Here is a 20,401-nt window from a genome sequence, read left to right as displayed (position 1 = left end):
TCTATCCTGCGCGACGGCCCGCCAGTCTGAGTGCGAGCGCTACCGCATCGGCTGGAGTGTTGGCGCGGTGCAAGCGCGGAATCTCGAGCCACGATTGCAAAGCGACGATCGGGCGTTTCATCTTCATGGCGAAGCCAATCTCGGCGAGCGTACCACCTTCGCCGGCCAGTGCGATGATGGCATCGGCGCTGGCCACGATAATAGCATTGCGCGCCTCTCCCATCCCGGTCGCGATCGCAAATTCTATATGCCGGTTTGCCGTAGAGCGGTCGTAGCCAGGCAGAATGCCGATGGTACGACCGCCCAGCTTGCGCGCACCAGCCGCCGCCGCCTCCATCACTCCCGACCGCCCGCCGTTGATCAGGGTCGCGCCCCGCCGGGCAATCTCGCGCCCGACCTCATAAGCGAGCTTTAAGGCTGCCGCCGGGGCAGAGCCGGCGCCGATGACGGCTATCACGCGAGCCCGGCGCATTCTCAGCAGCCAAGCAGGGCGGGCAACTCGGTCAAATCACCGATGGTAATTTCCGGTGGCGGGATTCCCTCCGGAAACGGCTGCTGATGCTTGTTGATCCAGGCGACCGGTATTCCCGCCCGTTTCGCGCCGGCCACGTCCTCGTGCGCGGTGTCGCCCACGAACAGCACTTCGCGCGGTTGCAGATTCAGCGTGTCCAGAACTCGCTGGAACAGGGCGGTGTGTGGTTTGCGCAGGCGGAACTCGGCCGAGATGACGATTATTTCGAACAGCTCGCGAAGCCCGGTGTCGGCGATTATCTCGTAGCCCGTGGCGGAGTCGTCGAAGTTTGAGAGCAGGCCAAGCCTGAACCGCGTGTTGAGGCGGCGAACCGCCGCGATTCTCTGCGCTGGCGCTTTGGTAACCGCGCGCACCCGCGCCATGTGAGTCTTGCGCAGCAGTTCGGCCAGCTCGATCAACTCGGAGTCATCGAGTGTCGCGGCGCAATCGATGCGTTTCAAGGTCCGCAGAAACCGCTCGTGGCAAGTTATTTCTATCTCGGTACCGGCGCGCTCCGCAGAAATCTCCTGATAGACGTCGTAGTGCGCCTCCATGAACCCAGTCTGGTCGAAGCGGTCGCCGAGCACCTCGCTGAGCACCGGAAACAGCAGCGGCATGGTGGTCCGAATCTCGCGGCCGCGCCAATTCATCGACTCCAGGCCGGCCGGATTCCAGGTCACGATTGTGTCGAACAGGTCGAGTACGATTGCCTTGAATTCGTAGTTAGCCACGCGGCGTCAGCGCTCCCGCCGTGCCTGCGAGCGCAGCCAGATTCAAAAGTAGCGCCGCGCCGTTGAGATAAACCGAGAGCCGGTGCAGCCGATCAAACTCGGCCTTACGCGCGGGGTCAGGAGTCGACTCTTCAGCCACCGTCCGAATCGCATCGACCCGCGGCCGTACGACCGCGCCCGCATAGAAGGTGAGGCCCAACGCGACCGCCAGGAAAATGGCCGTCGCTCCCCACGCGAACCGCGCCGGTCGGGCGGCCGTGAAATAGAGCGCCAGCAGGAGCGCAACGATTCCCGCAACATACCCGAGCAGGTAGTAGCGCGGAAAGATGGTGCTGATTACCTTGCCCGCCTCGGGCAGCGGAATCCCGGAACCGAACACGGCAGGGGCCGTGAAAAAGGAAAAGAAAACTATACCTCCGAGCCAACATGCCAGGCTGAGCAGATAAACAAACAGTGCGATCATCATGAGTAAGCCGGCGGGGTGGGCGGCGGCCGCATCAATTTAGGTACGGCTTGGGGGCGCCCGGCAACGGCTGGCGCCCAGAGAAACCGACGTCGATGCTGTGCCAGGCGATCAGGCTTGGTTCCCCGGATTGCCAGCAGAGGAACGCCACTTCCCCTCCGTTGTCGAACGGAAAATCGACCAGACCCTGATCGACGTCCTTCAGGAAGCAGCCGAGCGATTCGATTTGCGAAACCGCCTCCGCCATCGCTTCTCCTGGTCCACGTAGCTCGGGATAGCGCTCGATGATTTCCGGCAGCGTGAGATTGACCAGACGATCGTCATTGACCGCCAGCGCCGCAACCCGCGCGCGCAAGGTCTTGAGCGCCACCTGCATCTCGCGAATCAGCAATTCCAGCCTCGGAATGAGTTCATTGGCTTCTTCCGGACTGAAGAGCTTCTGAAAACTTTGATTCGACAAATGTTTCCCTCCACTGGCGGCGCAACCGAACGTGGTTAGATTTAAGGCGGAAGGTTACCTTGTCAGTCCGACACTCGTATATTACGGTAAATTTCGGTGGCGGTGGAAGCGAGGCACTTCCCATGAGGTTTCGACTTTCATATGGCGGATAAACCGAAGACGGAGAAGCGCTTCGAACTCGAGGAAGACTTAAGCAAGATCGAGATTCCGGGCGTTCTGCCGGTACTGCCGCTGCGCGGTATCGTAATTTTCCCCAACCAGATTCATCCCTTCCTGGTCTCGCGGCCCTCGTCGCTCAAGCTCATCGAGGATGTCGGCCAGGCGCAGAAAGTTATCGCGCTGGCCGCACAAAAGAACCCGGAAGAGGAAAACCCCGCGCCCGAGGGACTCTACGCGCGCGGCAGCGCGGTACAAATTCTCAAGATGCTGCGCTACCCGGACCAGAGCGTGCGTGTTCTGGTGCAGGGGCTGGCGCGAATCGAGCTGAGCGATTTTACCCAGAGTACTCCCTATTTCATCGCGCACGCGACCCGGCTCGCGGAGCTGGTATCACCCGCCAAAGAGGTCGACGCGCTCCAGGCGCATCTGGTGAACCAATTCTCTAAGTTTGTGTCCCTGGTACCGTACCTGCCGGACGAATTGCAGGCGCGGGCGATGAAGGTGACCGAACCGGGTCGGCTTACAGACATGGTGGCGTCGTACCTCAAGATCGCAGTCGAGGAGGCGCAGGACTTGATCGCGACGCTTGACGTGCGCGCGCGGCTTGAAAAGCTGATCGCGATCCTCGGGCGAGAAATCGAATTGCTGGAACTTGGGCACAAGATCCAGTCCCAGGTACAAACCGAGTTAAACAAAAACCAGCGCGAGTACTACCTGCGCCAGCAGCTCAAGGCGATCCAGAAAGAACTCGGCGAAGGCGACACGCGTTCGTCCGAAATCGAGGAACTCGAGAAGAAAATCGAGGAGGCCAAGATGCCTCCCGAGGCGCAGAAGGTGGCCGACAAGGAACTCGATCGTCTGAAGATGATTCCGCCCGAGTCGGCGGAGCACACCGTAGTTCGCACCTATCTCGATTGGCTGGTCGGTGTGCCGTGGAGCGTTTCGACCGAAGACAATCTCGACATCGCCAACGCGCGCAAAGTCCTCGACGAAGACCACTATGATCTGAACAAGATCAAAGAGCGCATTCTCGAGTTCCTTGCGGTGCGCAAGCTCAAGAAGGACAGCAAGGGCCCGATTTTGTGCTTCGTTGGACCGCCCGGGACCGGCAAGACTTCGCTCGGCCGCTCGATCGCGCGGGCGCTCGGGCGCAAATTCGTCCGCCTGTCGCTCGGTGGGATCCGCGACGAAGCGGAAATTCGGGGTCATCGCCGGACCTATATCGGTTCGCTGCCGGGCCGCATCATCCAGGGCTTGCGCAACGCCGGATCAAACAACCCGCTGTTCATTCTCGACGAGGTGGACAAGCTCGGAATGGACTTCCGCGGCGATCCGGCTTCAGCGCTACTGGAGGTGCTCGATCCCGAACAGAACAGCACCTTTCAGGACCACTATCTCGATGTCCAATTTGATCTGTCCAAGGTCCTGTTTTTGACCACGGCGAATATCCTCGATCCGATTCCCCCGGCTCTGCGCGACCGCATGGAAGTGCTGGAGTTGCCCGGCTACACCGAAGAAGAAAAGCTCCAGATCGCGGAACGGCACCTGATTCCCAAGCAGAAGATCGAAAACGGTCTCGGCGACAGCAACATCGAATTCACCCTCGAAGCCGCCGCCGAGATAATCCGCAGTTACACCCGCGAGGCGGGCCTGCGCAATCTGGAACGCGAGATCGCCCGCGTCTTTCGCAAGGTGGCGCGCGCCATGACCGAAGGCGAGCAGGTGCCCGAGAAAATCGTGGGTGCCGACATCGCAAAGTATCTTGGTCCGCCCAAGTTTTTCTCGGAAGTCGCCGAACTCGCCAACGAACCCGGGATCGCGACCGGCCTGGTGTGGACGCCGAACGGCGGCGACATCCTATTTATCGAGAGCACCCGGATGGCGGGGACCAAACAGCTTACGCTTACTGGCTCGCTCGGTGACGTGATGAAGGAATCGGCGCAGGCGGCGCTGTCCTACGTACGCTCGCATGCCGAAACGCTCGGCGTTGCGAGCGACTTCTTCGAGAAATCCGACATTCACGTGCACGTTCCGGCCGGGGGTATTCCCAAAGACGGTCCGTCGGGCGGGGTCACACTCGCCGCCTCGATCGCTTCGCTGCTCAGCGGACGTCCGGTGCGTTCGGATATCGCGATGACCGGTGAGATTACCCTGCGCGGCAAGGTTCTGCCGGTAGGCGGAATCAAGGAGAAAGTCCTGGCCGCTCGTCGCGCCGGCATCAAGACGATAATCTTGCCCAAACGCAACGAGCGCGACCTGGAAGACATTCCCGCCGAGGTGCGCGCCGAACTCACTTTCAAATTCGTGGATACCGTGGACGAGGTGCTCAACCTCGCGCTGCGCAACGGTAGCTCGGAGCTGGCCTCGACCGCAGCGGTGCCGCCCGAGCGCACGGTACTCAACTAGGCACGCCCCGGACTCCCAGCCTTTCTTCCAAGGACCCCAGGCGGTCTGGATTGATCTTCTTGGTTTCTTTGTGCCTTTGTGGTTGAGAAACTCGAGCGCAACAACTTCGGAGAACAACTATGCCAGGACTAGTACTCCGTGACGACCGGGACGGATTGACGACCTTGACGCTGAATCGTCCCGACAAGCTGAACGCCTTGAACGTGGAGATGTTCGTCGAGCTGCGCGGTCATATCGATGAGATTTCAGAGCGGACCGATCGCGTGGGACTGGTGGTGATTCGCGGTGCGGGAAAGGGTTTTTCTGCGGGGAACGATCTCGGCGGCATCGCCGCCGGTCAGCGGCCGCCAAAGGTGAACTATCAATCCGAGACCGTGGAGCGCCTGGCGATGCTGCCGCAGCCGGTGATTTCGGCAGTCCACGGGGTTTGTTACACCGGGGCGCTTGAGCTGGCGCTGGCCGGCGACCTTATCTTCGCCGCAGAATCGGCCCGGTTCGCGGATACTCATGCACGGTGGGCGCTGACTCCAATCTGGGGAATGAGCCAGCGACTGCCGCGGCGCATCGGTGCCTACAAAGCGCGCGAGATGATGTTCACCTGCCGCCCATACACCGGAGCGGAAGCGCTCGCGATGGGACTCGCAAACATGTGCGTTCCCGATGCGGTATTCGAGGTCGAGTTGCAGTCTCTGGCCGCAACCATTCTGGCTAACTCCTGGTTCAGCCATCGTGGAAACAAGCGCTTGCTGCTCGAGACCGACGGCATGCCGCTTAAGGCCGGCCTCGCCCATGAGGTTTACCGTCACCCCGGGGTCGGTCCCGACATGCAGGAGCGGATAGCCGCGTTTACCAACAAGAACCGACGCGCATGAACAGACACCCGCGGATCCACGCGAGTCGATGAAGATTGCGATCGTAGCCGCCGAGATCTCCCCCTGGGCCAAGGTCGGAGGTCTCGCCGATGTGATCGGTGCTTTGCCCGCTGCCTTCAGACGAGCGGGCGCTGAGCCCGCGGTCATCCTGCCCGGATATTCCTCCATTCTGAGCAACCTTTCCGCAAAGCAGGTGGGCACGTTGATGACGGTGTACGTCGGCGTCGACGCGCATCAATTTCGCGTGCTGCAAACCAGAGACGCCGAAGGTGTCCCGCTCTACTTGATCGACCATCCGGGGTTCTTCGCCCGTGACGGAGTCTACGGCGAACGTGGAAGCGACTACCCGGACAATCTGCGGCGCTTCATCTTCTTCGGCAAGGCGGCCGCCGCGACGATTGCGGACCTGGTTCGGCCCGACGTGGTCCACGCGCACGATTGGCACGCGGCAGTTGCGCCCATCGTACTTCGTGCCGACCCCGGTCTTCATCAGCGAACGCGAGGTGCGATCGTCGCATACACACTCCACAATCTCGCGTTCCAGGGCATTTACGATGTCGGAGACTTCCCGCTGCTCGGCATCGATTGGTCTTACTTCGCGATGGAATATCTCGAGTTCTATGGCCGCATGAACCTGATGAAGGGCGCGGCGATGCTGGCGGACGGAGTGTCCACCGTGAGCCCTACTTACGCGCACGAGGTCGCGTCGGATCCTGAACGAGGCTTTGGGCTCGAAGGGGTTTTACGGCACAAGGGCGATCGGTTTGTGGGAATTCTGAATGGGGCCGACTATCGCGAATGGGATCCGCAGGGCGACAGCCTGATCGCAGCCAAGTACGGTCCGAAACACCCTGCCGGCAAGCGGCTTTGTAATCGTGACCTGCGCAGTTCGGTGCGGCTGGCCGAACGCGCCTGTCCGCTGATTGGAATGATCACCCGCATGACTGCGCAGAAAGGCTGCGACCTGCTGCGCGACGCGCTCGAGGACCTCATGGCGCTCGACCTGCAACTGGTCATGCTCGCCAGCGGCGATCCGGCACTCGAGCTATTCTTTCGCGCGGCCGAAAAACGCTTCTCGGAAAACCTGCGTGTGCTGACCAAATTCGACAACGCCGCTGCCCATCGAATCCAAGCCGGTGCCGATGCTTTGCTCATGCCGTCACGCTTCGAGCCGTGCGGTCTTACCCAGATGTATGCGCTCAGGTACGGCACGACCCCGATCGTGCGCGCAACCGGCGGACTGCGTGACACCGTCGCCGAATTCGATCGCAGCCCGGGCTCGGGAAACGGTTTTGTCTTCGAGGACTACACGACCCATGCATTGGTCGGAGCGGTGCAGAGAATGAAGGCGGCGTTCGCCGACTCCCGAGGGTGGCGGCGCCTGATGCAAAATTGCTTCGCGGCGGACTTTTCCTGGGATCGTGCGGCGCGCGACTATCTCACATGGTTCGAGCGGCTTGAGGGACAGCGCGCCACACAGGTGGCTTGAGTATGAAAGTACCGCCAGGGTTTGATTTTCTGGTCTACGCTGACGGCTCATGTATCGGTAACCCCGGGCCCGGCGGGTGGGGCGTCATAGTAGTGCGGCCGGACGGCTCGGAGAGCGAACATCACGGCGCCAATCCCGCCACGACCAACAACCAGATGGAAATCACGGCAGCCGTGGAGGGGCTGCGCCAAACCGCTCCGGCCAGTCGGGTCCTGCTCCGCAGCGACAGCCAATATGTTATCAAGACCATGACGCTCAATTGGAAGCGGCGAAAGAACCATGAGCTGTGGGCGGCGCTTGACGCGGAGGCGGCACGGCGCGAGGTCACTTTCCAGTGGGTCAAGGGCCATGACTCGGACCCGCTCAATGCGCGCGCGGATCGGCTGGCAAACCTCGGGTCGCGCGGAGTCACGGCTTGAGACTGCGTGGGGTGCTATTCGATCTGGATGGTGTTTTGGTGGAAAGCCGAGCGGTCTGGTTTGAGGTGATGCGCGCGATCGCTCGCAAGTTCGGCTATCCGGAGATCTCTGCGGAGCAGATGGAGCGCGCGTGGGGACAGGGAATCGCTGAAGATGTGCGGCTGTTCTATCCGGGATTCACGGTCGAAGAACTGGAGGGCGAGTACGGTTTGATGTTCCGACAGTATGTTCAGCATCTGAAGGTCGAGCCTGACGGTCCTCCCGTGCTTGAGGAGCTACGCGCCAACGGTATACGGGTAGCCGTCGTCACCAATAGTCCAAGTGAGGTAGCGCGCGCGATGCTCGATCGGGCGCGATTCGATCCCGATGTGCTGGTCTCCGGCAACGACGTTTGCGAACCGAAACCCGCGCCCGACGGAATTCTCGCAGCCCTGACGCTGCTTCAGCTTACCGCCGCCGAAGCGATGTTCGTCGGCGACACGAACTTTGATCGCGAAGCGGCGCGCCGCGCCAGAATCGGCTTCGCGGGCTATCGGATCGACGGCGACGTGCGCATCGAGTCGCTCGGCGAGGTTGTGAGGCTGGTTTCGCGTCCTCCGCTGGTCCGGGGTGAGGGGTGAAGTAAAGGACCCTCAGCGAATTTCAGAGACTGCGATAGGGAGCTAAACTTAAAGCGTGCTCTCTTGCGAGCCTCTGAAGCGACCAGAGAGGCCCGCTTACCAGATGCTGGGTATCAGCGCGTCGGTGGTGCGGCAATATTCTTCGAACTCCTCACCAAATCGTGCACGCAGGACTCTCTCGTCGGCAAGGATCTGGCTGCGGGCGATAGCGCCGCCGATGATCAGGGTCAGAATTATTACGATGGGCGCGCCATAAACCAGGGGCCACGCGAATAGCACCAGCATGATGCCGGCGTACACTGGGTGGCGGATGTATCTAAAGAAGCCCGTCTTGACCAGGACCATACGCTCGCGCCCGCTGTGGTCGGAGGAAAAGAAGTGAAGTTGAATTCGTGAACCGAGTGCGAGCCACAGGCCCACCAGCGCAAGCAGCAGTCCGAGTGCGCTGAGCCATGACGGGCCTTCTCCACCCCAAATGTAGGTGCGCTCAAAGGGCGCGGCTGCAAACAGAATCAGCACGGGCAACTCGTTTATAACGCGTTCGCTCAGCCCCCGTGCTGCGGGCGCGGTTTCCGAATCCTCGCCCACTAACAGGTCGGCAAACCTAAAGCCGATGTAGGCGAGCAGGTAGGCCGCAAGATAGCGATGCTCCGCGAAGTAGGCAGTGATCCCCATCCCAAGCGAAACGGCGCCGATTACCGCAGTAACGAAGACAACCTGCTCGATGAGCCGAACCGTGAGGTCACGGCTTACCAACTTCGCTTCGACCGGCGCCGCTGCCGTGTCGAGCTTCGCTAGCGTTTCGTCGAGAGCGCCGGTCGCGCGCGCAGAAGCGTTTTCCGACTCGCCAGCTGACCGGTCTGGAGCCATGCAGTGAGATGGTTGCAGATCGGTTCCCATGATCAAAGTGACTCCCAATACTGGCCGGATTTGCTAGCGCTGCAGCGCAGTAGACCCATTGCAGTGATTCGCAAAAATAGAAAATTAATGAGAATCAGCATGGGAAGTAATTCGCGGATCGCAAACTGCGAAAGTAGAGAAAAGGTCCATATTTGCAGGCCTTTCTTAAAATTCCTTAATCTTTTGCACAGCCTGCGAATGCCTTCGACGTAGCAAAATCCACAAATATTCAATGGCACAGTGGTTGCTTTACACACCCTCAAGTTTGACGGGAGGTTACCAGAGATGAACGCGACGACCAACGAGGCAAGGTTTGACGGATTTGTGGGAGCTGAGAGCCAGGCGGCGTCGACCGATGCAGTTCGGCTTGCGCAGTATGCATGGCTCAATGAGTTGCCCGGCATGGTGTTCGGGCTGATCACGGTGGTGTACATCGTGACCTCACTGCTCGCGCTTGCGTAAAACGAATCGAGGCATTGAAGGAGGAATTTACCATGAACGCGACGACGACCAACCGAGCCAGGATAGCGGACGTCAATCCTGCGGCTGAGCCGGCGGCGCCGACCGATTATATTCGGATCGCGCAAAACAGTTTTCTGACCGAGCTGCCGGGCGTAGCCTTCGGGATCATCACGCTCTGCTACATCGTAAGCTCGCTACTCGCTCTCGCCTAATCAATCGACGCGCACTGCGCGCGCCGCTGGTTGGGAAGAGCCAACCACAAATGCGGCGCGCGCCGGTAGAGTGTCAACCAGAACCTCAGCCGTAGCGCGCCGCACCATTTTCAACGATACCAGGACCGTAATCGCGGTCAGCACGATCGTAACCCAGGCCATCGCGCGGATCCGCGCGAGGATAGAATTGACCTGCGCGACGGTAAACGGCTCGCCATCTCCGTGCGCTGCGATCTCCTCCTGCCTGCCGATGCGGAATGCCAGCCCCAGGCAGATGTAGGTCTGGAGGAAAATGATCAAGAACGCGAGTCCCAATTTGAGTGCAAGCGGCCCGCCGATTTTCGCGAAATAGTCGAACTTCATCTCGGCTTTAAGGTCCGTCAGCCGCATTGCGCCCGTGATTACGATCACCAGCAGCGCCGCCAGCGTGAAGGGATTGTAGAATCTGAACCCCGCGATCAGACTGGCGCGCCGATGCGCTTCATCGGGGGCGCGCGCCGCGGCGGGAATCAGCATGTAGATGACCGCGAACTGTGCGCCGAAGTACGCCGCCCATGCTAGAATGTGAATCCAGATAAGGATTTCGGCGCCCGACATCGATGGCCGTCTTCCCGCGCGCTGACGAAACGAAACCTATCGTGCGTGCGACTCGCCCGGATCGAAATCGAGCGCGTTGGAGCGCGCGACTTTCGTATACCATCGCCCGCTTTCCTTGATGATCCGCTTTTGCGTCGTGAAATCGCACCACACGATACCGAAGCGTTGGCCGTGCAGCCCCTCCGCCCATTCGAAGTTATCGGTCAGCGTCCAGGTGAAGTAACCTCGCACATCCGCACCCCGGCGAATCGCGCGGTTCAATTCAGCGAGATAACGGCGCATGAAACTGATACGCCGTTGATCGTTGACCGTGCCATCGGGGCCCGGCCCATCGCCGAACGAGCATCCGTTCTCGGTGATATACATGGGAACCGTTGGGTAGTCCGTCGCTACTTTAAGCACCATCTGCGAAAGCGCCTCGGGGACGACCTCCCATCCGAAATCGGTAACTTCCTCTGACCCGCCGCGAATCTGCTTCGCGGCCAGGTGATGATCCGCCGGATCGTGCGCGACGACCGCGCGTGAATAGAGGTTGATCCCGATGAAATCGAGCGGTGCCTTGATCGTTTCCAGATCGTTCGACTTGATCTCCACTCGATCGTCCATGGTGCCGTGCAGGTAGGCGTCCGGATACCGTCCCTGCATGACGGTCTCGAGAAACCACAAGTTGGAAAAACGGTGCCATCGCTCCGCCGCACCCCGATCCTCATCGGAGTCCGACGCGGCGTGCACCGCTGCCATGCTGAACGCGGTTCCCACCATCGCGGGTTTGCCGCGCGATTCGCGCAACGCGCGCGCCGCCAGTCCCTGCGCCAGGTTCACGGTATGCGTGGCACGGATCGCCTCATTGGGCTCGCGGCGTCCGGGCGCGTGAATGCCGGCGAGGTAGCCCAGGATCGTGAAGACCCACGGCTCATTGAAGATCATCCAATGCTTCACGCGATCGCCCAGGTGATCGACCACCACCGAAGCATAGTCGCGGAAGTACTCGGCTAGGTCGCGATTCGGCCAGCCCCCTTTGTCTTCCAGGGGTTGCGGTAAATCCCAGTGGTACAGGGTGATCCACGGCTGGATACGATGAGCCAGGAACTCATCAACAACCCGATCGTAAAAATCAAGCCCCTTGCGGTTTACGGCGCCATGGCCGGCCGGCATTATGCGCGGCCACGACAGCGAGATTCGCGCGGCGCTCAGTCCCAGCTCGGACTGAATCGCGATGTCCTGCTTGTAGCGACGATAGAAATCGCAAGCGACGTCGCCGGTCTCACCGCGTTTGATCTTGCCGGGGGTGTGCGAAAAACGGTCCCAGATCGATTCTCCTTTGCCGTCTTCGTTCCAGGCGCCTTCGATCTGGTACGAGGCACTCGCCGTCCCCCATAGAAATCCTTGTGGAAAGGTCATGTCAGCCATCCGCGTTGCTTAGCACAGCGACTAAAGGCGCGCACGCGGATCTCGGAAATTGAACGAGCGCAGGCTTAGGCGGAGCCCCTCGTTGGAAATCAAGGGCCCACTCTTAGTGGGGAGGTTCGGCCTGGCGGGTCTAGGATTCTTGCTCCTTTTGGAGAGCGGTGCGTCTTTTTTCGAGACCCGCAGCACTTCGCTCAGGCCGCGTCGAACTCGAGCCACAATTCCTTAAGTCCGCGGAGGATGAAGCTCGGCGTATGTGTGAAGTCGTTGCGCTCCGGCATGAAGCGGAGGTTGTGGAGCCGACCGAGCAGCGTCTCGAACGCAACGCGGCTTTCGAGGCGCGCCAGCGCAGCGCCTATGCAGAAGTGCACGCCCTGCCCAAAGGCCAGATGGCTGCGGGCGTTGTCGCGTTCAAGAACCAGGCGATGGGAGTCCGGAAATTGCGCATCGTCGCGGTTGGCGGAGCCATAGATCACGATGACGCGAGTGCCTGCCTGAATTTTGACCCCGCCAACCTCCGTGTCGACAAGGGTTACTCGGAACAACGCGCTCACCGGCGACTCCATGCGCAGCGCTTCTTCCACAAAGTTGGGTATCCGCGAGGGATCCGCGCGCAGAGCCGTCATCTGCTCGGGACTGCGCACTAGGAGCATCATGGCGCTGGCGATCAGATTGGTGGTTGTCTCGTTGCCGGCGACCAGCAGCTGCTGAAGGATGTTCAGCATTTCGGGAACATTGAGCGCCTCCGCCCCGGCGAGGCGTGCGTTGACCAGGTCGGTCAGCAGATCGTCGCGCGGTTCAAGCCGCCGTTCTTCAAGGCGGGCCGCGAAGTAGTGCTGAAATTCGACCAGGCTGCGCGCGCATTCGATCTGCCGTTGGTACGAAATCATCCCACCCAGCGGCGCCACCGAATCATCCGACCATTTCTTGAACTTGCCCATGTCTTGGCGCGGCACGCCGAGCGAATCCGCGATCACGGTGAGGGGCAGCCCCACCGCGAATTGCGAAATCAGCTCCACGCGCTGCTGGCTGATGAATCCATCGACCAAGTGGTTCGCGATTTCCCGTATCTGCGGCTCCATGCCAGCTACCCGCCGCGCTGAAAACGCCTTGTTGACCAGGGCGCGAAAGCGGGTATGTGAGGGCGGATCGTTGCTCAGAAGGGTATTCGCGGGCGGGTAGCCCTCCTTCAGGATCGCTTCGATCTCGGGGCCGGGCGGTTGCTGCAGGCCGGGCGGCTCCTTGGAAGAAAAGATCTCTTCGTTGGTGAGAACGTAGAGTGCGTCTTCATAGCGGCTGATCGCGAAGTACCCGGTCCCCGGAACTTGATAGACGGGCTGCCCCATCCGCATGGCGTCCCAGAACGGGCGGGGATCTTCGATCGTCTCGGGAGAGAACGGATTGATATCTGCCAGCGCGCCCATAACTACGGCGTCCTCAGATGTTGCTGCGGCCTTGGGCGCCGTCGACGGGCAAGCAGGCGCCGGTTATCCAACTGGCGTGCGGCGAGGCGAGCATGAGGGCGGCATAGGCGACTTCCTCGGGCCGGCCAAGGCGCCCGCACGGAAACTCATGAGCAATAAAATCTTTTTCGAAGGCCGCATTCTGCTTGAAAATCATCTCCCATACGCCCCCGGGATAGATGATAGAGCCCGGGGCGATCGTGTTGACTCTAATCTTGTGCGGCCCGAGCTCGCGTGCGGCCATCTTGGTCAGCGAGATGAGCGCGGCCTTCGAGATGTTGTAGCTCACCGGCCCTCCGGCCTCGCGCCCGTAGATCGAGCTGATATTGATGATCGCGCCGCCGCCGCGCTTCTTCATTTCTTCCGCGCAAAAGCGCGTCAGAGCGACGGCCGAGAAAAAATTCTGATCAAAGGCGGCCTGCCACGCCTTTTCGTCAAGCGCCATCAGTGGTTGCGGGTTTGCTCCGCCGGCATTGTTGATGAGCACGTCTACCCCTCCGAAGCGCTCGGCGGTTGCCGCGACCCATCGTTTGGTAGCTGCAGTGTCGGTGGCATCGAGAGCCTCCGCGAGTACTTCCGCACCTGCCCCGCCCAGTTCCCTCTCTGCCGCCGTTAACTCGATGGCTCCACGTGCGCATATGCTGAGTCGAGCGCGCTCCGCCGCGAACGCCTGCGCCATCGCCCGCCCGAGCCCCTTGCTCGCGCCCGTGATCATCACGACCTTCCCTTTAAGTCCCAGCTCCATGACGGCTACTCCTTCGACCTCAGCGCGCCAGCCACTGATCGAGCAGATAATGAAAATGACGAATCTTGGTCTCCTGGTAGTTCGCCAGGGTCACGGTCTTCTTCTTCATCGTTTTAAGCCCGAGCTGCACCCTGGCGAGGTTGAAGGTGTCCTGGTTGAACACCCGGGCCAGGAAACCGAGTTCCGGCGCCTCGGTCCAATCGTCGTCGGCGCCAAGCCGATGAATCGGGGAGGCGGGGGGCTTTTCGCCCGGCGGGTGGGGCGCCAGGTACATACATTCCATGATCGATTCGTCGATGTTCACTCCATTGGGCCGAAAGCGATAGACGATCCGATTGTACGCGCCCCACGGATGGAAATTCGGAAAGACCGTGTAGTAGAAGCTGTCTACCAGTTCGGCGTCGGACAGATTTTGCGCAGCGGCGCCGAGCGCGGGGCGCAGCATCTCGCGCGCGCCCGCGGCAGAGGCGATGCGCGCGCTAAGCTCTCCGCCGATTTCGGCCAGCGGGGGTTCATCGAGGCGCCGGTCGGTCATCGAATCGAACATCTCCTGCTCGCTCGGTTTCCACGACAGATGCGGGCTTGGAGTTCCGTTGGCGGTGATCGCTCGCGAGAAATTGCCCCACGCGTCGTACTGCGAATTCGCATCACCGATTCCCGCGAGCAGTTGCGGATGGGTCGCGACCACGTGGAAGGCCTCCATGAATGCTTCCTGGGCGACCTTCCAGTTGCACCGCAGAATCTTCGCGACGTGCGCCTGTTTGTAGCGGAGCTCCAACGGCCAGCGCTTGAATTGATCGCTCAACTCGTTGCCCAGGAAATCGGCGAGGGGCGGGGCGTTCAAATCGGGATTGAGAAATACAAAGCCGCCCCAGGTGCCGACCTTCGCCTCCGGCAGCGACCACGCCGAAGGGTTGATATGCGGGAAGTCCCACTGGCAGGGAATGTGCCTGAGAGTGCCGTCAATATTCCAGGCAAACCCGTGAAACGGACAGCGAAACTCGGCGGCGCGGGTGCTGCCGGTTTCGCGCAGCATGCGCCCGCGATGCAGACACGCGTTGTAGAAGGCCTTGAACTGGTCTGGCGCCACCCGCACGACTAAAAACGACATCCCGGCGATGTCGTAGACGAGGTTGTCGCCGACATTGGGAAGGTCTTCTTCGCGAGCCGCCATCTGCCAAACTCGCTTCCACACCCGCTCGACCTCCAGATCGAACCATTCGCGCGAGGTGTAACGCTCAACCGCGATTTCCGAAGGAGGCAGTTTAAGCGGGTTCTCGCGCCGCAAGACGCTGGGCACCGGACGGGTATCGCTATCGAGCAGGCGCTGGTAGGTCAGCCAATTGTCCGGTCGTCTGGGAATAGTTTGGGCAACACCCATGTTTGCCTCCATGAACCAGGTCAGGAGTTTTTAGCGGGAATCAGCGGACCGCTGCGCGAGCCGAGTTCGCGACCGCCCACCCACACGCACATCTGCGGATCGGCGCTGTAGATGTCACCCGAGACGTAGGAACCATCGGCGCGAAACGTTCCCGACTTGCCATCCTTCTCGACCCGGACGGTCCCATCGGTTTGCAAGTCGTAGAGGGCGCCACTTAGCGGATGTCGTATCGAGCGCATCGCAAGTTCTCCTCAAGCGCGGTCTTTTGCAGAGCGGCGGCGAACCAGCCGCATCGCTCGGCGGCTGCGGCCGACCGCGCGGCGAACCATTACGCGTGCGAAGTCGAGCAGTTGTTTGCGTTCTAGCGGATCAGCCGGCTTGGTCTGGTAGAAAGTCGCGTATCCGACCATCATTCCCAGCAAAGCAAGGGCGAGGACGTCGGCATCGGGGGCGCCGGCTTCCCGCAACGCTTCGGCGAGCAATTCGCGCAACCGGAAGTGAAGCTGCGTGTAGAAGCGCTCAACCGTGCCGCTGCGGACGCAGGCGGCCCAGTATTCGATGATCGCGATGGTCGAGCGCCAGTTGTTGGTAGTGCGCAGCACGTACTCTTCCAGTAACGCCTCGATGCGCCGCAGCGGATCGTGTTCGCGCGCACGAACGTTCTTGAGCCGCTCCACCCCGTCTTCGAAGAGTCGCGCGACCACCGAGTGCATCAGATCGTCTTTGTCCTTGAAGTAGTAGTGAAGAATCGAGAGAGGCACCTTTGCCTCTCTGGCGACCACCCGCAACGAACTTCCGGGAAAGCCGTGCTTAAGAACGCTCTGCAGGGCGGCCGCTTCGATCTGCTCGCGCCGCATGCGTCGCGTCTCGGCTTTGAATCTGGCGGTGAGATATCGGGGCATCGAGGATTTGGACGGTCGTCCTATATTTCGGACGATCGCTCAATCCAGGAGCATTGTCAAGCGCGGCGCCTGCCGCTTGTCCAAGAGTTCGGGGCTAAAGCACACCGTTCCCGAGGTGACCGGAACTCACCGGAAATGCCGTGACAGCACCAGCAAATTGCGCCCCCTCGCGGGTGCGGGGAATCGAAGAATCTGAAGGAGAAGCGGACCCGATGGACTCCTGCGATCAGCCGGCGGGTTGGGTTTCCAGCCAGCGCTCGGCGTCGATCGCGGCCATGCATCCGGTGCCGGCGGCCGTGACCGCCTGCCGATAGACGCGATCTGCCACGTCGCCGGCGGCAAATACGCCCTCGATGTTGGTGTAGGTAGAACCGGGATGCACCTTGAGATAGCCGAGATCATCCATCTCGAGCTTGCCCTTGAAGACACTCGTATTGGGCTGATGACCGATTGCCATGAACACGCCGTCGGCCTTGAACTCGGAGGTCGCGCCGGTCTTGACATTCTTGAGCCGCACGCCGTGGACGCCATCTTTTGCCTCGCCGTGAATCTCGTCCACGATCGAATCCCAGACGAACGCGATCTTGGGATTCTTGATGGCGCGATCCTGCATGATCTTCGATGCGCGCAGGGTGTCGCGGCGATGGACGATCGTCACCCGGGTGCAGAAACGCGTGAGAAACGTCGCTTCTTCCATGGCCGTATCGCCGCCCCCCACCACCACGACTTCCTTGTTTTTAAAAAACGCGCCGTCGCAGGTTGCGCACGCGCTGACGCCGTAGCCCATCAGGCGCTTTTCCGACTCGAGGTTGAGCAGCTTGGCCGAAGCCCCGGTCGAAATGATCACTGACTGCGCCCTAATCGCTGCCCCGTCGACTATGATTTCGAAGGGGCGTCGGTCCAAGCGCGTCTCGCTCACTTCTCCGCTCATGAACCGGGTGCCGAAACGCTCTGCCTGGCGCCGAAATACCTCCATCATCTCCGGCCCTTGAATGCCCTTTTCGAAGCCCGGGTAATTTTCTACGTCGGTAGTGATGGTAAGTTGGCCGCCGGGCGACGTCCCTTCGATGACCAAAGGTGCGAGGTTCGCGCGTGCGGTGTAGAGGGCCGCGGTCAGTCCCGCCGGCCCCGAGCCGAGAATTACAACCTTGTTTGCGTCGTCTGCCATGCCTGTGCGGTGCAGTTTATTGTATCTGGCGAGACGGTCAACATAAGCTCCGAATCGATGGGCGTGAAGAAAACCGTATCCAGCAAAGCTGCGCCGCGGCTGACACATTTGGATTCGCACGGACGCATCCGGATGGTCGACATCGGCGAAAAGCCTGTCACCCGCCGCACAGCGATCGCACGCGGGAGGATAACCATGGCACGCGCGACGCTCGCCGCGATCCTCGGTGGCAAGTTGAAGAAGGGCGAGGCGCTTTCCGCCGCGCGTCTGGCGGGAATAATGGCAGCCAAGCGAACCCATGAATTGATTCCGTTGTGCCATCAGCTTCCGCTCGAAGTGGTAGCGATCGACTTCCTGCCCGATCGAAAACGATCCACCCTGGAAATCGAGGCCCGAGCTGCTACCGAAGCTCGCACCGGCGTGGAGATGGAAGCGCTGGTCGCGGTCAGCACGGCGGCGCTGGTCATCTACGACATGGCGAAAGCCATCGATCGAGCGATGGAGATCGGCCCGATTCGTCTGGTTTCTAAGCAGGGTGGGCGGAGCGGGGAGTTTATCCGACCCGGCGAATCGGCCTGGCCCGCGCGATGAGCGAAACTGGCGCCGAGGCTTCCAAGACCGCATACGGGCGTATCTGTCTGCGCTCTGGACGCGACGGTCCGGTACGTGGCGGGAACCCATGGATCTTCTCTCAAGCAATCGCGCGCGTGGAACCGGCCGATCTGGTCGCCGGCACGCGGGTCAAGGTCTGCGATTGCGACGGCGACCTTATCGGTGTTGGCTACTACAACCCCCGCACGGTTATCGCGATCCGCATGCTGGCGTGGGGCCAGATTCTGCCACTATCCGAGATCCTCGCGCGCCGAATCGACCGAGCCAGCGAGTTGCGACGGCGCTTCGTGGTCGGCGGTACAGATTCCTTTCGCTTGATTAACGGCGACGGCGATGGCCTCTCCGGCGTGGTCGTCGATCGCTACGCCGACGTCCTGGTTGTCCAGCTTCTGACCGCGGGAGCAGATGCGATGCGCCAGGCAGTGGTTGACGCGTTGACGGCACGTTTTTCGCCCCGTGCCATCCTCGAGCGCAGTCAGGGCGCGGTGCGAAAGCAAGAAGGTCTGGAAGATCGCTCGGAGCTGCTGGCAGGCGAGGCCGTCGATGAAGTCATCGGGTCCGAGAATGGACTCAAGTTTGTCGCCGACCTTGTGCGTGGGCAGAAAACCGGCGCCTTTCTGGATCAGCGCGAGAATCGCGCCCTGGCGCAATCTCTGTCAGCCCAAGCGCAGGTGCTCGATGCCTGTTGTTATGGTGGTGGCTTTACGCTCGCTGCTCTGCAGGGCGGAGCGAAACAGGTGGTCGCGATTGATACCTCGGCTCGGGCCCTCGCGTTACTGAACCGCAACCTCGCGCTCAATGGATGCGACGCGAAAATGGTCGAGTCCGTGCACGGTGAAGCGGGCGAATTCATGGCCGCCGCGAGTCGGAAATTCGACCTGATTGTGCTCGATCCGCCGCCGCTCGCCCGCAGCCGTGCGGATGCCGTGCGGGCCGGACGTCTGTACAGCGAACTAAACGCGCTGGCAATCAAGCTGCTCGCTTCGGGTGGGCGCCTGCTGACCTTCTCTTGTTCCGCGCATTTCCGCGGCGATGACTTTGTTCACGCCGTGCGAATTGGGCAGGCGAAAGCACGGCGCAACCTTCGTATGCTGGCGCGCCTCGGGCCCGGCAGGGACCATCCGGTTCTGCTCGGTCATAGCGAGGGCGAATACTTAACCGGACTGCTCCTGGCCGACCTCTAACACTCGATAGGCGGGGCGTTTTAGGTGCTTGCGCAGCGCCGCCATTTGCTTGAGTATAGAGCGACTCCCAACTAAAGAATCCAATGATGCCTAGGATCCGCCTGCGTCAGACGGTGACGCTGCTGCTCACGATTGCTGCGCTTACAACCGCCTCCTGCCACCGGCAGGTGGTGGTGCCTCCACTGCCCTATCGGCCGGTCACCTTGCAAGACAAGTTCTTCGATGTCTGGCCGACCGGCCCCGACCGCGCGTTTATCGTGGGCGCTAGGGGCAAGGTCCTGCTGACCGAGGATGACGGCCGTCACTTCACCCCCATTGACATCGGAACCCATGAGGCGGTGTTCGCAATCCAAATGGTCGACGGTGAAAACGGCTATCTCTCCGGACAGGACGGCCTGGCCATGCGTACGCGCGACGGCGGCAAGAGCTGGGAGCGCCTCAACACGCGCACCAAGTTGTATATTTTCGCGCTCTCATTTCCCGATCGCTTACACGGTTTCATGGTGGGGGACCGCGGGTTGGTACTGAACACCACCGACGGTGGTGAGAGTTTTTTCAAGCGTCAGTTGGAGCACATCTTTCCCCCCGAGCTAAAAGACTACGCGTTGCCTTTCGAGGAACCGAGCTACTATGGCGTAACTTTCCTGGACAACAACCGGGGATGGGTGGTCGGGGAAATGGGACGCATCTGGACAACCGAAAACGGCGGCAAGACCTGGCAGGAACAACAGGACGAGCTGATGCCGCAATGGAAGCACGAGCTTGCCACTAACGAGGATCCCCGATTTCTGAGTTTCACCCTTCCGAGCTTTTATGGACTCTCGTTCCGCGACCCGCAGCACGGAGCCGCGTGCGGGGTTCACGGATCCATAGTTCAGACCTCGGACGGCGGCAAAAGCTGGACGTTCGCGCATCAGGCCGAGAAGCCGGATGGTCCACCCGATACACTCGTGCCGGGACAGTTGCGCCTGGATCTGCCGGCACGCGATCCGCTCTTCTCGATCGATTTGTATGGCAAGGACAGTGGACTTACCACCGGCCTGACGGGCACGGCCTTGCGTCTGCAGGGCAACGGAGCGTGGGGTCCGATTGCGGGATTTCCATCCATGCCGCTGCCCCTCATGCAGGCGCGCTTTTTTGATGACCAGCATGGCTGGATCGTCGGATTTGGCGTGATCCTCTATACCGAAGACGGCGGCAAGACCTGGCGCTTCTGCACCGGCCAGGGCTGAACCACG

The 20,401-nt window shown here is 61.0% G+C and carries 23 protein-coding genes; 10 read left to right on the top strand and 13 right to left on the bottom strand.

Going from position 1 to position 20,401, the window contains the following annotated elements:
- Window position 1: 1 nt before the first annotated feature.
- The 4 genes from VGI36_11585 to VGI36_11570 are packed head-to-tail and all read right to left on the bottom strand — an operon-like array spanning window position 2 to window position 2,165.
- Window positions 2–457 (bottom strand): TIGR00725 family protein, encoded by a 456-nt coding sequence (locus VGI36_11585; GenBank protein HEY2485784.1) that lies wholly within the window; start codon window positions 455–457, stop codon window positions 2–4.
- Window positions 458–474: 17 nt separating this feature from the next.
- Window positions 475–1,242, bottom strand: coding sequence for an HAD family hydrolase (locus tag VGI36_11580; GenBank protein ID HEY2485783.1), 768 nt, complete (start codon window positions 1,240–1,242; stop codon window positions 475–477).
- Entirely contained in the window at window positions 1,235–1,708 is a 474-nt protein-coding gene (locus VGI36_11575; protein ID HEY2485782.1) for a DUF4149 domain-containing protein, read from the bottom strand. The genes VGI36_11580 and VGI36_11575 overlap by 8 nt, the downstream gene beginning before the upstream one ends.
- A 31-nt stretch (window positions 1,709–1,739) precedes the next feature.
- Window positions 1,740–2,165, bottom strand: a complete 426-nt coding sequence (locus VGI36_11570; GenBank protein HEY2485781.1) for a DUF2203 domain-containing protein — start codon at window positions 2,163–2,165, stop codon at window positions 1,740–1,742.
- Between the two features lie 141 nt (window positions 2,166–2,306).
- Between VGI36_11570 and lon the strand changes: the two genes are divergently transcribed.
- The 5 genes from lon to VGI36_11545 all read left to right on the top strand — a co-directional run bounded on the left by lon (window position 2,307) and on the right by VGI36_11545 (window position 8,130).
- A complete protein-coding gene (lon, locus tag VGI36_11565; protein ID HEY2485780.1) occupies window positions 2,307–4,730 on the top strand; it encodes an endopeptidase La in 2,424 nt (807 codons plus the stop codon).
- 119 nt (window positions 4,731–4,849) lie between these two features.
- Window positions 4,850–5,602 (top strand): enoyl-CoA hydratase/isomerase family protein, encoded by a 753-nt coding sequence (locus tag VGI36_11560; GenBank protein HEY2485779.1) that lies wholly within the window; start codon window positions 4,850–4,852, stop codon window positions 5,600–5,602.
- Window positions 5,603–5,630: 28 nt separating this feature from the next.
- The gene (gene glgA, locus VGI36_11555) at window positions 5,631–7,091 is read left to right on the top strand and encodes a glycogen synthase GlgA (protein ID HEY2485778.1); all 1,461 of its coding nucleotides are present in this window, start codon (window positions 5,631–5,633) and stop codon (window positions 7,089–7,091) included.
- A 2-nt stretch (window positions 7,092–7,093) separates the two neighbouring features.
- Window positions 7,094–7,510: a ribonuclease H gene (locus VGI36_11550; protein ID HEY2485777.1), complete on the top strand. Its 417-nt coding sequence runs from the start codon at window positions 7,094–7,096 to the stop codon at window positions 7,508–7,510.
- Entirely contained in the window at window positions 7,507–8,130 is a 624-nt protein-coding gene (locus tag VGI36_11545) for an HAD family hydrolase (GenBank protein HEY2485776.1), read from the top strand. The genes VGI36_11550 and VGI36_11545 overlap by 4 nt, the downstream gene beginning before the upstream one ends.
- Before the next feature lie 96 nt (window positions 8,131–8,226).
- Here VGI36_11545 and VGI36_11540 read toward each other — a convergent pair whose 3' ends face one another.
- Window positions 8,227–9,030: an isoprenylcysteine carboxylmethyltransferase family protein gene (locus tag VGI36_11540; protein HEY2485775.1), complete on the bottom strand. Its 804-nt coding sequence runs from the start codon at window positions 9,028–9,030 to the stop codon at window positions 8,227–8,229.
- Between the two features lie 285 nt (window positions 9,031–9,315).
- Here VGI36_11540 and VGI36_11535 point away from each other — a divergent pair, with 285 nt between their 5' ends.
- Both VGI36_11535 and VGI36_11530 read left to right on the top strand, forming a co-directional pair.
- Window positions 9,316–9,492, top strand: a complete 177-nt coding sequence (locus VGI36_11535; GenBank protein HEY2485774.1) for a hypothetical protein — start codon at window positions 9,316–9,318, stop codon at window positions 9,490–9,492.
- Between the two features lie 32 nt (window positions 9,493–9,524).
- Window positions 9,525–9,704 carry a hypothetical protein gene (locus VGI36_11530; protein HEY2485773.1) on the top strand — a complete coding sequence of 60 codons (180 nt, stop codon included), beginning with the start codon at window positions 9,525–9,527 and terminating at the stop codon, window positions 9,702–9,704.
- Here VGI36_11530 and VGI36_11525 read toward each other — a convergent pair whose 3' ends face one another.
- From VGI36_11525 to trxB, 8 genes are all read right to left on the bottom strand, one after another.
- Entirely contained in the window at window positions 9,705–10,301 is a 597-nt protein-coding gene (locus tag VGI36_11525) for a hypothetical protein (GenBank protein ID HEY2485772.1), read from the bottom strand.
- Window positions 10,302–10,337: 36 nt separating this feature from the next.
- Window positions 10,338–11,711, bottom strand: coding sequence for a GH1 family beta-glucosidase (locus VGI36_11520; protein ID HEY2485771.1), 1,374 nt, complete (start codon window positions 11,709–11,711; stop codon window positions 10,338–10,340).
- A 191-nt stretch (window positions 11,712–11,902) separates the two neighbouring features.
- Window positions 11,903–13,132: a cytochrome P450 gene (locus VGI36_11515; GenBank protein HEY2485770.1), complete on the bottom strand. Its 1,230-nt coding sequence runs from the start codon at window positions 13,130–13,132 to the stop codon at window positions 11,903–11,905.
- A gap of 13 nt (window positions 13,133–13,145) precedes the next feature.
- Complete coding sequence (locus tag VGI36_11510) at window positions 13,146–13,916, bottom strand: SDR family NAD(P)-dependent oxidoreductase (GenBank protein HEY2485769.1); 771 nt, start codon at window positions 13,914–13,916, stop codon at window positions 13,146–13,148.
- Between the two features lie 19 nt (window positions 13,917–13,935).
- The gene (locus VGI36_11505) at window positions 13,936–15,297 is read right to left on the bottom strand and encodes an aromatic ring-hydroxylating dioxygenase subunit alpha (protein ID HEY2485768.1); all 1,362 of its coding nucleotides are present in this window, start codon (window positions 15,295–15,297) and stop codon (window positions 13,936–13,938) included.
- Window positions 15,298–15,317: 20 nt separating this feature from the next.
- The gene (locus VGI36_11500; GenBank protein ID HEY2485767.1) at window positions 15,318–15,536 is read right to left on the bottom strand and encodes a hypothetical protein; all 219 of its coding nucleotides are present in this window, start codon (window positions 15,534–15,536) and stop codon (window positions 15,318–15,320) included.
- Between the two features lie 12 nt (window positions 15,537–15,548).
- Window positions 15,549–16,199, bottom strand: a complete 651-nt coding sequence (locus VGI36_11495; GenBank protein ID HEY2485766.1) for a TetR/AcrR family transcriptional regulator — start codon at window positions 16,197–16,199, stop codon at window positions 15,549–15,551.
- A gap of 226 nt (window positions 16,200–16,425) precedes the next feature.
- A complete protein-coding gene (gene trxB, locus VGI36_11490) occupies window positions 16,426–17,367 on the bottom strand; it encodes a thioredoxin-disulfide reductase (protein ID HEY2485765.1) in 942 nt (313 codons plus the stop codon).
- A gap of 57 nt (window positions 17,368–17,424) precedes the next feature.
- On the opposite strand from trxB, the gene moaC reads away from it, so the two are divergent.
- The 3 genes from moaC (at window position 17,425) to VGI36_11475 (ending at window position 20,395) form a co-directional block, all read left to right on the top strand.
- The gene (gene moaC, locus VGI36_11485) at window positions 17,425–17,958 is read left to right on the top strand and encodes a cyclic pyranopterin monophosphate synthase MoaC (protein HEY2485764.1); all 534 of its coding nucleotides are present in this window, start codon (window positions 17,425–17,427) and stop codon (window positions 17,956–17,958) included.
- Window positions 17,955–19,163 carry a class I SAM-dependent rRNA methyltransferase gene (locus tag VGI36_11480; GenBank protein ID HEY2485763.1) on the top strand — a complete coding sequence of 403 codons (1,209 nt, stop codon included), beginning with the start codon at window positions 17,955–17,957 and terminating at the stop codon, window positions 19,161–19,163. The genes moaC and VGI36_11480 overlap by 4 nt, the downstream gene beginning before the upstream one ends.
- 83 nt (window positions 19,164–19,246) lie before the next feature.
- Window positions 19,247–20,395: a YCF48-related protein gene (locus tag VGI36_11475; protein HEY2485762.1), complete on the top strand. Its 1,149-nt coding sequence runs from the start codon at window positions 19,247–19,249 to the stop codon at window positions 20,393–20,395.
- The last annotated feature ends 6 nt before the right edge of the window (window positions 20,396–20,401 follow it).

The organism is Candidatus Binataceae bacterium, assembly GCA_036495685.1.
Classification (GTDB): domain Bacteria; phylum Desulfobacterota; class Binatia; order Binatales; family Binataceae; genus JAFAHS01.
The sequence above is the reverse complement of the archived record's forward strand: the minus strand, read 5'-3'. Positions and strand labels throughout refer to the sequence as shown.

Bases quoted from the DNA above. Each gene is read 5' to 3' on its own strand.
- VGI36_11575 (HEY2485782.1), bottom strand. From the start codon at position 1,708: ATGATGATCGCACTGTTTGTTTATCTGCTCAGCCTGGCATGTTGGCTC.
- lon (HEY2485780.1), top strand. From the start codon at position 2,307: ATGGCGGATAAACCGAAGACGGAGAAGCGCTTCGAACTCGAGGAAGAC.
- VGI36_11560 (HEY2485779.1), top strand. From the start codon at position 4,850: ATGCCAGGACTAGTACTCCGTGACGACCGGGACGGATTGACGACCTTG.
- glgA (HEY2485778.1), top strand. From the start codon at position 5,631: ATGAAGATTGCGATCGTAGCCGCCGAGATCTCCCCCTGGGCCAAGGTC.
- VGI36_11550 (HEY2485777.1), top strand. From the start codon at position 7,094: ATGAAAGTACCGCCAGGGTTTGATTTTCTGGTCTACGCTGACGGCTCA.
- VGI36_11540 (HEY2485775.1), bottom strand. From the start codon at position 9,030: ATGGGAACCGATCTGCAACCATCTCACTGCATGGCTCCAGACCGGTCA.
- VGI36_11535 (HEY2485774.1), top strand. From the start codon at position 9,316: ATGAACGCGACGACCAACGAGGCAAGGTTTGACGGATTTGTGGGAGCT.
- VGI36_11530 (HEY2485773.1), top strand. From the start codon at position 9,525: ATGAACGCGACGACGACCAACCGAGCCAGGATAGCGGACGTCAATCCT.
- VGI36_11525 (HEY2485772.1), bottom strand. From the start codon at position 10,301: ATGTCGGGCGCCGAAATCCTTATCTGGATTCACATTCTAGCATGGGCG.
- VGI36_11520 (HEY2485771.1), bottom strand. From the start codon at position 11,711: ATGGCTGACATGACCTTTCCACAAGGATTTCTATGGGGGACGGCGAGT.
- VGI36_11515 (HEY2485770.1), bottom strand. From the start codon at position 13,132: ATGGGCGCGCTGGCAGATATCAATCCGTTCTCTCCCGAGACGATCGAA.
- VGI36_11510 (HEY2485769.1), bottom strand. From the start codon at position 13,916: ATGGAGCTGGGACTTAAAGGGAAGGTCGTGATGATCACGGGCGCGAGC.
- VGI36_11505 (HEY2485768.1), bottom strand. From the start codon at position 15,297: ATGGGTGTTGCCCAAACTATTCCCAGACGACCGGACAATTGGCTGACC.
- VGI36_11500 (HEY2485767.1), bottom strand. From the start codon at position 15,536: ATGCGCTCGATACGACATCCGCTAAGTGGCGCCCTCTACGACTTGCAA.
- VGI36_11495 (HEY2485766.1), bottom strand. From the start codon at position 16,199: ATGCCCCGATATCTCACCGCCAGATTCAAAGCCGAGACGCGACGCATG.
- trxB (HEY2485765.1), bottom strand. From the start codon at position 17,367: ATGGCAGACGACGCAAACAAGGTTGTAATTCTCGGCTCGGGGCCGGCG.
- moaC (HEY2485764.1), top strand. From the start codon at position 17,425: ATGGGCGTGAAGAAAACCGTATCCAGCAAAGCTGCGCCGCGGCTGACA.
- VGI36_11480 (HEY2485763.1), top strand. From the start codon at position 17,955: ATGAGCGAAACTGGCGCCGAGGCTTCCAAGACCGCATACGGGCGTATC.
- VGI36_11475 (HEY2485762.1), top strand. From the start codon at position 19,247: ATGATGCCTAGGATCCGCCTGCGTCAGACGGTGACGCTGCTGCTCACG.